At 40.3% G+C, this 12,764-nt stretch carries 9 protein-coding genes; 4 read left to right on the forward strand and 5 right to left on the reverse strand.

Translation table 11 applies throughout. The annotated features are described in order from the left end of the window. Positions 1-113: 113 nt before the first annotated feature. Positions 114-1,544: a glycosyltransferase gene (locus G3T18_RS08465; protein ID WP_224410112.1), complete on the reverse strand. Its 1,431-nt coding sequence runs from the start codon at positions 1,542-1,544 to the stop codon at positions 114-116. 284 nt (positions 1,545-1,828) lie between these two features. Between G3T18_RS08465 and G3T18_RS08470 the strand changes: the two genes are divergently transcribed. The 4 genes from G3T18_RS08470 (at position 1,829) to G3T18_RS08485 (ending at position 5,982) form a co-directional block, all read left to right on the forward strand. Continuing rightward, positions 1,829-3,079, forward strand: a complete 1,251-nt coding sequence (locus G3T18_RS08470) for a bifunctional sterol desaturase/short chain dehydrogenase (RefSeq protein WP_224410113.1) — start codon at positions 1,829-1,831, stop codon at positions 3,077-3,079. Positions 3,080-3,157: 78 nt separating this feature from the next. Beyond that, a complete protein-coding gene (locus tag G3T18_RS08475; RefSeq protein WP_224410114.1) occupies positions 3,158-4,288 on the forward strand; it encodes an ankyrin repeat domain-containing protein in 1,131 nt (376 codons plus the stop codon). Between the two features lie 85 nt (positions 4,289-4,373). Beyond that, positions 4,374-5,159 (forward strand): DUF4058 family protein, encoded by a 786-nt coding sequence (locus G3T18_RS08480; RefSeq protein WP_224410115.1) that lies wholly within the window; start codon positions 4,374-4,376, stop codon positions 5,157-5,159. Between the two features lie 37 nt (positions 5,160-5,196). Continuing rightward, on the forward strand, positions 5,197-5,982 hold the full coding sequence (locus G3T18_RS08485; RefSeq protein WP_224410116.1) for a DUF4058 family protein: 786 nt from the start codon (positions 5,197-5,199) through the stop codon (positions 5,980-5,982). 7 nt (positions 5,983-5,989) lie between these two features. Here the strand turns inward: G3T18_RS08485 and G3T18_RS08490 are convergent, their stop codons facing one another. The 4 genes from G3T18_RS08490 to G3T18_RS08505 all read right to left on the reverse strand — a co-directional run bounded on the left by G3T18_RS08490 (position 5,990) and on the right by G3T18_RS08505 (position 12,713). Then, a complete protein-coding gene (locus G3T18_RS08490; RefSeq protein WP_224410117.1) occupies positions 5,990-8,389 on the reverse strand; it encodes an ABC transporter substrate-binding protein in 2,400 nt (799 codons plus the stop codon). Further along, complete coding sequence (locus tag G3T18_RS08495; protein WP_224410118.1) at positions 8,301-9,725, reverse strand: ABC transporter substrate-binding protein; 1,425 nt, start codon at positions 9,723-9,725, stop codon at positions 8,301-8,303. Before G3T18_RS08495 ends, G3T18_RS08490 begins: the two co-directional genes overlap by 89 nt. A gap of 49 nt (positions 9,726-9,774) precedes the next feature. Then, positions 9,775-11,046 (reverse strand): dihydroorotase, encoded by a 1,272-nt coding sequence (locus G3T18_RS08500; RefSeq protein WP_224410119.1) that lies wholly within the window; start codon positions 11,044-11,046, stop codon positions 9,775-9,777. A gap of 314 nt (positions 11,047-11,360) precedes the next feature. Next, positions 11,361-12,713, reverse strand: a complete 1,353-nt coding sequence (locus G3T18_RS08505) for a histidine phosphatase family protein (protein WP_224410120.1) — start codon at positions 12,711-12,713, stop codon at positions 11,361-11,363. Between the last annotated feature and the right edge of the window lie 51 nt (positions 12,714-12,764).

Raw genomic sequence — 12,764 nt, forward strand, 5'->3', positions numbered from 1 at the left:
TCTTTTCTTCCAAATTGGCTTTTTTCCAGAAAGAGAAAGGCGATCGCTGCAACAAATTCAATCAGCGATCGCACTATTTTCAACTATTCAATTCCGCAACTGGCAAACCCTAATTAAAACTCGAAACTTTCTTCGCCACTACCTTGATGGACGGTTTTCACCCATTTTAGTCGCTTCGGACGCACGGACATCCTCGCTGTGGTACTCGACATGACTAATGTCCAATGCAGCATATAAATCATACCGCGCACAGCTTGAGCGAAGAGAACTAACAATTGGGCGAAGCTTAGTTGCTCATTTTTGCGGATGCGGCGTAAACCTGCAAACATTCCCCACAAAGACATCGAGAAGAGTACACCAGTTAGCGGACTGACGATGGGCAGGCGATCGCGCGCCACCCAAATCAAGGTATCTGGTACGATCGCTGTGGGCACGAGGTACTGAAGCAGCAAAAATGTAAACATATCCATTTTTTTCTTCAAACTAAGGCGTTTGCTGCCCAACCAACGCCAATAGTCGAGATAACGCTGATAACCGCCTTCTGCCCAACGATTGCGTTGATGCCAAAGGGCGATCGCTGTTTCGACTCCTTCTTCTTCGACGGCGGGAAATTGTAAAAAGCCGATTTCCCAACCATCCAAATGTAAGCGAATGGTTAAATCTAAGTCATCGGTAATTGTTTGTTCGTTCCAACCACCACAACGGGCTAAAGCAGTACGACGGACAAATTGCCCGTTCCCGCGCAATTCGCCAATTCCGCTTACAGCAATGCGTTGCTGCTGAAAATAGCTATCCAGCGCCATTTCTGCATCTTGTCCTCGCGTCCAAAAATTAACACTGGAATTGGCGATCGCTTTTCTTACTTGGACTGCACCCATCTGCTTCGCAGCAAACAAGGGTACTACCCGGCGCAGTAAATCAGCAGATACTTTCGCATCAGCATCAAATACAGCAATTATCTCTCCCTTACTCAAAGCCAAAGCCTGATTTAGCGCCCCACATTTGCCACCAGTAGCATTCGCCGAACGATGCAACACTTTTAGTTGTGGGTATTCTTCAGCCAATTTATCTAACAATTCGGGCGTTTTATCGGTGCTATGGTCGTCAATTACCCACAATTCGTATTTATCGGCAGGATAATCTAAGTTACACAGCATTTTTACCAACTTCCCCACCACCGCTTCTTCATTTTTTGCCGACACTAAAATCGAAACAGTCGGCGCATTTGCTAATTGTGCGTCAGTTAACGGTTCGGGGTCTGGCTTAGGTTTGCCGAAAACTAGCCTGGATGATTGAATAACGACAAATCCTGTCAAACTGAGAATTACATAGTACCCCCACCAAACATAATGTAGGGCAATAATCCCACCCCAAATAGTCATTAATACCAGAGCAGCTTTCTGTCGCCGTCCTGCTAAACCTTGGAAAAAATCGCTTCTAAATTCTTCTTCTTCGTCTTCAGGATCTGACCACTCCGAGAAAAAAGAGCTAATCGGATCGAGTTCGTTGTTAGAGTTATCTTCTTGCCAGGAATTATGCGGCATATGTGATTTCTTTGCGTAAATTTTCTTTTTGCTAATAATATGCTATTGAGCGTCGTTTTTGTTTTGGCTGCTTTTTTCGGTTTTACAGCTTTTTTTGGTTATTTTATTTTATTTTAGCCACTTTCTGTCCTGATTCGTCTCTTTTCGCTACCTAATAGCTGATTTGATTTTCCTATTGTTGCTAGTAAATCAGACTCTTTACTTTTATCAAAGTGGCGCCACTACCTCCACCTTCTGTTAAATTTTTAAAAGAAAAGCGATCCTTACGTTTTGATTTGATTATAATGGAAATTTTGATAGCAATTACGACTGGTTTAAGTTCTGTTTTCTGGGTGGAACTGGTAAGAGACTCTTATCATGTTCTCGGTCACGTCCTACCTTCATTGTATCGACTGCACGTTTGGCATCATCGAGTTTTTCGCCCAGACTTATCAGTAGTCAGCGATACGATTTACCGGAAAGCCCACTGGTATAATGACGTACCAGAAGCTTTAGTGATGCTGCTGTTCAGTTTATTACCGCCAGGAATCATGTTGATTTGGGGAATTGAGCAGCAATGGACAGCATGGGCTGGTACTCTTTATACAATCTTCTTTTTGTTGAGTGCGATCGCGCGAGGATTGGGAATAGCCTACGCAGACGAATTAACTGACCTTACCCATCGTCCCGGCAGCTTTACCAGCTTACCTGGAAAATGGTTAGTTAATCGATCCTATCACTGGCGACACCACTTCGACAATCAAAACGCCTATTATTGCGGTACATTCACCTTCATCGATAAAATCATGGGTACAGCAGTTTCGCTCAAAGGTAAAACCGTAGCTATCACTGGAGCATCGGGAACGTTAGGTAAAAGTTTAATCCAAGAGTTGCGATCGCGGCAAGCAAAAGTTATCGCCCTTACTTCTAGCGGAAAAACTGTTGCTTTGACACCCAATGACCCAGTTAAAACTATTATCTGGCAAGTTGGTCAAGAAGCAGAACTCGCAAGCGAATTGGAAAAAGTTGATATCCTGATTATTAATCATGGTATCAATGTACATGGCGACAGGAAAAAAGAAGATATTGCTCTTTCCTACGAAGTTAACACTTTTTCCGCTTGGCGCTTAATCGAATTATTTTTTACAACTGTCAAAACCGATGCAGATAAAGTTACCAAAGAAGTTTGGGTAAACACCTCTGAAGCAGAAGTTGGACCCGCTTTTAGTCCCCTTTACGAACTAACTAAACGTTCATTAGGAGACATTGTTACCCTCAAACGTTTAGATGCACCTTGTGTCGTCCGCAAACTAATTTTAGGTCCTTTCAAAAGTAACCTCAACCCCATTGGGGTGATGTCTAGCGACTGGGTAGCCAAGCAAATAATTAACTTAGCAGTTCGCGATTTTCGGGACATTATTGTCACCATCAATCCTCTGACTTTTCTCGCCTTTCCTATCAAAGAAATTTGCGTTTCCACCTACTTTAAATTGTTTACCAATCAAAGCCCAGAAACCAGCAGCGACAACTTACCCGAAGTCAATTCATTGTCATAACATCTCTTTCTAAGACTACTCTCTCCTTTCCTTGAGGAGAGGGTAAGATGTAGTATATCGCTGCAATATGACGCGAAAGTGCTTCAATTTACAGGTCAAGCAGTGGGCGGTCGGCAATTATCAGAAATAATATCTATTGGGAGTATTTACGTCTTGAATACAAATGTTTTATTTATTTACCTTTGGGCTATTGGAGCTTTAATTTTCATCTTCTGGAAAATCTTGACCAATCCCATTAGAAAAATTCAAAGCGCTGCCTTGAAAGGAGATATAGAAACTGTAAGAAATTGTCTTGAAAAAGGCGTAGACCCTGATATTCGTGCTGGTCAATATATAGCACCAATTTGTATTGCTACTAATCGTGGTTATCAGGAAATAGTAGAACTATTAATTGAACATGGAGCAGACATTAATCAAGGCTTAGATGAAGAAGATGGAGTAAATCCTTTACTTGCAGCAGCAATTGAACAACACTCGGAATTAGAGGCAATGTATCTTGAATTGGATGCAAAAATTGGCATTCACTATGCAGCTTTACGGGGAGATGTGGAAAAAGTTATAAGTTTCATTCAGCAAGAACAACCGCTCAATTCTAAGCGTAATCGTGGGATGACACCATTGCACTTAGCAGCAATGGGCGGTCATGGAGATGTAGTTGAATTATTATTAAACAATGGTGCAGACATTAACTTTGGTGCCGAGGTAAGTGACGCTCCTTTGCATCAAGCAGTTAGATACGATTGTCGAGATATAGTAGAATTGTTAATAGATCGGGGTGCAAAGACTGATTGCGATGGACTAGTAGGAAATCCACTTAATTTAGCCATATTTCTCAATAATTTAGAAATGGTTGAGTTGCTAATTAATAAGGGATTAGATGTCAATATGCAAGTTTCATCAAGGACTAGTTTACCATTACATTTGGCAGTCAGACAAGGTTACACACACATTGCAGAATTATTAATTGCACATGGAGCAAATGTTAATGCTCGCGAGGCTTTTTGTGGAGAAACACCATTACATAAAGCAGCTTGGGAAGGTCATTTAGACATAGCGAGACTATTGCTAGAGCATGGTGCTGATGTAAATAGTATAGACAATCTCCTTGATGGCGATACACCTCTGCATCTGGCGAAAATCAACGGAAAATGGGCAATGATGAGGCTATTAGAACGCCACGGTGGAATTGATGCTGGAATAACGGAATAACTGATGAATATGAGTAGTGTCTTTCTTTAATCAGGACTGAAATAATAATGTTAAACTAAAGAATAAATAGTGACAAAGATAAACTATGCCCTCTCCTTTCCCTGGAATGAACCCCTACTTAGAAAGTCCTTTATTTTGGTCAGGATTTCACCATTGGTTAATTATCGATATTGCTAGATTACTCTCACCCCAACTACGACCAAAATATCTAGTAGCAGTAGAAGTTCGTACCTACGAAACTAGCGGCGAAGATAGTTTATTAGTCGGACTTCCTGATGTTACCATTAAAGCTGCTCAAACCGCAAGCAAATCAACAAAAACTAATGTCGCTGTCGCCACACCAGCAACTAAACCTTTAACTGTAAATTTACCAATTCCAGAAACAATTAAAGAAGGATATTTAGAAATTAGAGACGTAAAAACTAAGCAAGTAATTACCGCAATTGAACTATTATCACCTACAAACAAACGTAGCGGAAAAGGTCGAGAAAAATACTTGCAAAAACGCCAGAGAATCTTAGGAAGTTCCACTCATTTAGTCGAAATAGATTTATTACGTGGGGGACAAACAATGCCGATGGATACTAAGGGAATTAAAAGCGATTATCGGATTTTAGTTAGTAAAGAAAATCGTCGTCCCCAAGCTGATTTATATGCTTTTAACTTGCGTGAAACTATTCCAGAATTTCCCCTTCCCTTACGTCGAGAAGATAGCGAACCAGTAATTAATTTACAAGCATTAATTAATCAAATTTACGACCAAGCTAGCTTTGATTTACAAATCGATTATTCTCAGCCACCGATACCCAAACTTACGGAAACAGAGCGAACTTGGGCTGATGATTTGCTACAACAATTAGGACTAAAATAATGTTAAACTAAAGAATAAATAGTGACAAACATAAACTATGCCTTCTCCTTTTCCTGGAATGAACCCCTACTTAGAAAGTCCTTTATTTTGGTCAGGATTTCATCACCTTTTAATTAGCACAATTGCTTTTTCTCTCTCTCCACAACTACGACCAAAATATCTAGTAGCAGTAGAAGTTCGTACCTACGAAACTAGCGGCGAAGATAGTTTATTAGTCGGACTTCCTGATGTTACCATTAAAGCTGCTCAAACCGCAAGCAAATCAACAAAAACTAATGTCGCTGTCGCCACACCAGCAACTAAACCTTTAACTGTAAATTTACCAATTCCAGAAACCATCAAAGAAGGATATTTAGAAATTAGAGACGTAAAAACTAAGCAAGTAATTACCGCAATTGAACTATTATCTCCCACCAACAAACGCGCCGGAAAAGGTCGAGAAAAATACTTGCAAAAACGCCAGCGAATCTTAGGAAGTTCCACTCATTTAGTCGAAATAGATTTATTACGTGGGGGAGAAGCAATGCCGATGGATACTAATGGAATTAAAAGCGATTATCGGATTTTAGTTAGTAAAGAAAATCGTCGTCCCCAAGCTGATTTATATGCTTTTAACTTGCGTGAAACTATTCCAGAATTTCCCCTTCCCTTACGTCGAGAAGATAGCGAACCAGTAATTAATTTACAAGCATTAATTAATCAAATTTACGACCAAGCTAGCTTTGATTTACAAATCGATTATTCTCAACCACCGATACCCAAACTTACGGAAACAGAGCGAACTTGGGCTGATGATTTGCTACAACAATTAGGACTAAAATAACGACAATTTAAACATATTTCCAGTAGAACAAAAGCGAACTGACTAATAAAATTATCGGAAAAGCAATGCGAGAAAACTTCATTAATGCTACGCTCTGTTTTTGTTCGTGAAACCGATTGCTACGACCAATCGTCAAGATTAGCAATTCTAAAGCCAATAAACTATAAACAATGTAGAAAGCATAGTCAAGGGCAACTACATAACCTACTCCTTCTGGTAGTGCATCAATTAAACTAAGGTGATAAAAAACAACTGCTAGAAGTAGTCCACTCACAGCTTCAATAGAAATATCCTCAAAAGGAAGGAAGAGGATGAGATAAGCGACAACAACGAAAAAGAATAAAGGTAATAAATTTTTGTCGCTGAAACTAATAAAATCTCGTTCGATCTCGATAACAGCATTAAAACGAGAATATTGCATCTCTGAGTCAGCATCAATAAAGCGGCGATCGCCTAATGTTGACGTATTAATCATAATGTCTGGATAAAAGGATATTTTTTCTACATTCCAGTCAGTAATTTTGTCAAAAACTTTGCCTCTTGCCCACTTTTCAAGAATCGCCTTAGTGGTTGTGTCTTTTATACCGACATAATCTACTACATAAATTAGTTTATCTCTAGTTAAATTGGCATGGCGGAAGCGCACAGCTAAGGTTTGGCTATCCAAAGGATAATTACGAAAATCAAATAGTTCGTTAAAATCTGCTTTAATGCGATAAACTTTATAATTAAGTTCTCCTTGTTGTTCTTCGATAATTGGCTCATCTAAGGTAAATTTTTCACCAGAATCGAGTCTTTCCGTACTATAGTTAGTAAATTCAATGTTTTCGGCATTAACATCACCTTGATAGCGGAACCAGAGATAAAAATCTAGCAAATAAGAAGAAGTTTTTTCATCAATTTTACTGACTTCATTAATATCAATTCCAACATAGACAATATCGGTTTTTTCTAGATACTGGTTTCCTACTTGAATAATCTGACCACTTTCTAGCTGTTCATTGAAATCGCTAACTTTTTCTACATCAGAAATAAGTTCTAATTGTGTAAAAGCAGAAATAAATTTTCCTCGATCGAAAACTCCTACATGATAGGGAACTAAGGGATCTCCTTGGCTGTTAAACTGAGTCTCTTGTGCTTGGGCTTCGATCGTTGTTTCGATCGATTTAAGCTTTGCTAATGCTTCTTTGATTAGATAACGACTTTCTCGAAAATCTTGTTGCGCGATCGCGTCTCGAAGTAACTGTTTTTCGTCGCTGAAAGATTGTTCAATTGCTGCTACAACTGCATGGGCTGCATCATAGTAACCAGCAGCAAACCAACCGGGTATATATCCGTAACGTTCTTCAAATCGATTTCTAAATTGCTGTCCCCTTTCACCAGAAATGTCATAAATAATCGGTGCTAAAGCATAAACACCATTGGTAAAAAAACCCGGCTCGTTTTGCTCTTGAGGAGAGTTAGCAAATTTGTGAGCTAACGAAACTTCCCCTAAAGAATTGCCACCAAAAATTGGAAATTCTAGCTCGTGAAGCCTAATTTTGGCAAGCAAACTACTACTGTCTTCGCTGTCGGTTGCCATGACAATCATCCCAGGATCTTCACCTTCTTCCTTAAGGGCAACTAAGTCTTCGACGATTTTATCTTTGGTTAAATTATAAGAATTTTCTTGGATTTCCCACTTTCTAAAAATCTCTCCTCCTAATTCCTCAAAAGCTACTTCTATATCTTCGGTTAACTTAACCCCGTAAATGTCAGAGCTATAAACAAGACTAATTCGCGGATATTCAAGAATTTTGTTGATGTAGTTAGCAATAAAAGTCCCTTGAAGCTTATTACTAAAAATTGTGCGGAAATACCAGTTATTCCATTTAGTTACTTCGTCAGCCGTAGCCGACCCTGTGATTGCAGGAATACCATAAGCTTGATAAATTTTTCCTGCTGCTACGGAGGTTGGGATCGAGAAATGACCAATTACAGCTAAAGCTGAGGAACTAACAATGTCTTTAGCAACCTCGATTGCTTCGTCTACCTCTCCCTTATCGTCATAAACTCGTAACTCTAGCTTTTTGCCTTCAATGCCACCATTTTCATTAATCTCGTCGATGTAAAGTTGCGCTCCTTTCAACAAAGATTCACCTGCTGCTGCTGTTGTTTGATCTTCTGAGGTCAAAGGAGCGACAATGGCGATCGCAATTTTCTCTTGAGAAAAGTTAAAAACATTCCAGCCAATGATGACACTCAGGGTCAAAAGCGCTAAAGATAACCAGATAACAATGTTCTTTTTACTGATTCTGTCCATATCAATTAGTTTGACATTATTGCCAATCCGCAAAAAATTCTTGAAATTGGGCGATCGCGTTTTTGGCTGCTTTTTCTGGAGATATCCCCTCAACCAAGATCCCATAAAGAGCTTCACCCCAAACATTTTCTTCTAGCGCCTCTACATAGCCTGGGTTGGTGCTGAAAGAATAAGGACGAGTAGGAGATTGAGTCATAATTTTCTTCACTTCAGTAATATGAGGATCGTCAGCATTCGTCCAAAAAGGGTCATTCCAACCAGATGTATTTACAGGAAAAAAACGACCATCTGCTGCTTCGATATAGCTGTCTAAGACTGTTGGCTCAATTAGATAGGATAAAAAGCTTTTTGCATCTTTTTGGTTCGGAGAATCTTTAAAGATCAAAGCTTGCCTAACCTCAATTAAGTAGCGCATTGGCTGACCATCAGGTTTACGGGGAAATTCTATTGTAGCTAGCTTGTTTAAATAAAGATCCTTTTCGTGAAAGCGAGCAGCCGGAATTGAAAGACTGGGATTAGCTGTTATCGCCATAATTCGATTATAGAAGCTAGAATTGTTGTCTTCATTTCTCCAGACTAAAGCTGAAGGTGGAATATATCCTTCCTGGTATAACTCTGACCACCATTTTAAAGCTTCCACAAGTCCTTGACGGTTTTCCTGCTGTTCGATTACTAGCTGCCCTGCTTCGTCCACAACTTGAACGTTGTAGGCTTCTAAAATATATTCAAAAAGGAAGAAAGTCTCTGTAGAATATGGGGAACTAGGAAACCCTAAACTGAAGATTTCTTGCTGTTGTTCCGAACGCAAGCGCTCTTGTAATTGAGTCCAAAATTCCCAAAAACCATCCCAATCTTGAGGAATATCTTGTGGACTATATCCTAATTCTTCGAGCCAGTCTCGCCAGTAATGAAGATAAACAGCTTCTTGATAAAGAGGTACGGCGTAATAGCTTTTTTTCTGCTCAACTTGATTAAAAAGCTGGGCATTTTCTAATGCTGAGTCGGAAATAAAATCTGCAACTGGTGCGATGGTCGAACTCACATCTACAAGTTTATCTTCCCAGGCATACAAAAGTGCTAATTGAGTGCGATCGATAGTGAGATCGGGAGGATTTCCTGCTGCTACTGCTGCTTCGATTTGTTCAACTAATTGATTTTCGTCGAAAAAGACTAGCTGAACTTTTTTGTTTTGTTGTTTTTCCCAGTCGTTAACAATTTTTTGGAAAAACGTCTTTTCTTCCTCGATAAAACCTTTGTCCCACCAGATGGTAAGTACCCCTGTGTCTAAGGAAAGTCTTTCTATCGTTTCGGCACTATCAAAATAAGATTTGTCTACTTGCTCCGATGAGTTTTGACAACCAAATACTATCGTCGCTATTAAAATAATCAGTAAGAATATTGAGAGAGAGAATTTTTTAACATTTAGCTTTTTCAAGTACATAGCTTAATTTTGGGAAATCTTGTTGGCGAAGCGTTCTGAGTGAATAGGATTATTCATTCCAAACCTGAAGAACTTTTCCCGTTACCTGTTTACCTAACCAAAAAGTATTGGCACTTTTCGATTTTAGATTACTTTGATTTACCGTCCAAGTTTGTTCGGGGTCGAATAAGATTAATTCTGCCTTTTCTCCTACCTGAAAACTAGCAGGTTGTTGTTGTAAACAGCGACAAGGTGCAACAGTTAAAGCTTGCCACAATTCTAACGCCGACCATTCTTTTGTCGCGACAAATTCTTGCCAAAGTAAGGGTAAAGCTAATTCTAAACCGATCGCGCCCGGTGGTGCACAAGCAAAAGCGACAGTTTTCTCTTCATAAGTATAAGGCGTATGGTCGATCGCGATCGCGTCCACAATTCCTGCTTTCACTCCCCTAACCAAAGTCTCTCGATCCTTGAGATTGCCCAAAGGTGGCTCTAATCTTAAATTAGGGTCATAACTAGCGACAACTTTGCTATCTAACAGCAAGTGCATCCAAGTCGTACTCGCAGTTACAGGCAAACCTCGCTGTTTCGCCTCAGCTATCAATTCTACCCCACGAGCCGTCGAAATTCGCATCAAATGCACTGCTGTACCTGTCGCCGCAACAACCTCCAAAATCGCCGCTAACGCCGCAGCCTCGGAGATTTCCGGATCTCCTGGTAAACCCGCCCGGATAGAAAGCGTTCCCTCGCGCATCACGCCATTGCCCTTTAAATGGCTGTCAGCCGCCATTAAAGCCACAGGCTTATCCATTGGTTGTAGGTACTCTAACAAGCGCCTTAAAAGCCCTAAATTCGCCACTGGATGCCCATCTGTAAAGCCGATCGCACCTGCGGCAGCAAGGTCGGCTAACTCGGTCATTTGTTCGGATTGCATCGCTTGAGTTAGCGCCCCCCAGAAGGAAAAATGAGGCAATGTGGGAGCAGATTTTGAGTCATTACCCCCCTTTTTTAGCCAAGCCAAGCTACTTGGATTATCGAGGGGTGGAACAGTATCTGGTAAAATTGTCAAGCGAGTAAAACCTCCGGCGATCGCCGCAGCCGCTAAACTCGATAAAGTTTCGCGATCTTCGTGTCCGGGTTCGCCACTGTGACTGTATAAATCTACTAATCCTGGTGCTAAAATTAAGCCGCGACAATCTCGTCTGGAAATAGTTTCTGGTACCTCTTTTAATTCGGTTGCAATTGCTTCAATTTTACCGTCAATAATTAACACATCGGTAGTTTGTTCTTTATTGGCAACTGGGTCGATAATTTTTACTTGTTCGAGGAGTTTATTATTCATTTGTTAAGTCAGTTTATTTTTAGTTTTTTTCTCGCGCATTCGGCGGAGCCGTTCTCGCTTCTCCTACGGAGACGCTACGCGAACGAGTAGGCGCAAAGAAAGATCGCGAAGAGTTGGTGGAATTTAGATTGGGTTTGGTTTTTTATTTACAATTAGATTTGTCAAGAATTAGTTAATGAATGAGAGTGACTGTTTGTTGGTAATTTATAACTGATAACTGGTAACTGCGGGTACGTGATAACTGATAACTGTTAACTGATAACTGTTAACTGATAACTGATAACTGTTAACTGATAACTGTCAACTGATAACTGTTATAAGGCTCCAGCCGCAGTTCGATCGATGACTCCACCACTGAGGTGAGTAGTCAGGTTAATTGCTTGTAAAACTGGGTAGCCTGCTGTACCTTTGGGATAGTCAATAACGCTTACTGCGCCATTACCTTGTTTGATGTTCCAAAAGTTTTTTGGTTGTAAACCAAGGAGGTAGCAAAGGATTACTTTGTTGATGGCATCGTGAGCGACAATAATCCCAGTTTGTGGTTGTTTAGCAGCTTCTTCTGACTGTACTTGAATGATATCATTCCAACAGGCGATCGCGCGATCCCACACTTGTTGTAAATTCTCGCCTTCGGGCATTTGGACTGCTTCTGGTTGTTCTCGCCATTGACGTAATAAATCGGGAAATTCTTCTTCAATTTCTGGCTCTAGTTTACCTTCCCATAATCCGTGACCGATTTCACACAAATCTGGTTGTAATTCTAGAAAGATTTCTGGGTGATTTTCTAAAATGATTTCGGCGGTTTCTTTGGGGCGCAACATGGGACTGGAGACAGCAAAAGTTAACTCGGTATTCTTGAGAAATTCTGCTGCTTTTCTTCCTTGTTCTTTGCCATTTTCGTTCAGAGGAACGTCGCGAGAACCTTGGAAGCGGGAAACTCGATTCCATTCCGTTTCTCCATGACGCACTAATAAAACTCGTACCATATTTTTTGCGGAACGAGGTAGTGGTAAAGGAATTCCTAGATGAGTGGTTTGGTTGAGTGATTCTAGTTGTACTGCTTCTCCGAAACCACCAGTAAAATTTAAAACATTAATGTTGCAATTTGTCTGTTGAATAGAATGATAACGTTCCGGAGGAATGCCTAACGCGCTCATAATTAAACAGCGATTGATGCCATTGTGAGCGACAATTAAAATTGTCCCGCCTTGGTGTTTGGTAATGATTTCTTGCCAGAATTGCTGTGCTTGTTGATAAAGAGCCAGCACCGGAAAATGTTCTTTGTCTCCTTCGGTAGTTGAGAGCAACATTTTAAACTGATGAGGAGTATCTTTCCAACAGCGATAGTCCTCAGCAAATTTTGTTTGGACATCCTCTTTTTTCAACTTTTCCCACAAAGGTAAATCAATTTCCATCAATAAATCGTGAGGTACCAAAGTGGGAGGATTATTTAAGCAATTTTGAATAGTTTCCGCCGTTAGCTTTGCTCGTTGTAAGGGACTAGCATAAAATGCGTTAAAGTTAAGTTTACTAAGTGCTTGTCCTACTTTCAGCGCATCAGCACGACCTTGTTCGGTAAGTACAGATTCATCGCAGCGACCTTGAATCATTTTCAAAGCATTATAGCTGCTTTGACCGTGACGAACGATAACAACGCGAGTAGTCAATTTTTTTCTCCCCAGGTTACAGCCTTTAAACAGCGTCATTTTAACTTGCAG

The sequence above is a fragment of the Oscillatoria salina IIICB1 genome, from assembly GCF_020144665.1.
Classification (GTDB): domain Bacteria; phylum Cyanobacteriota; class Cyanobacteriia; order Cyanobacteriales; family SIO1D9; genus IIICB1.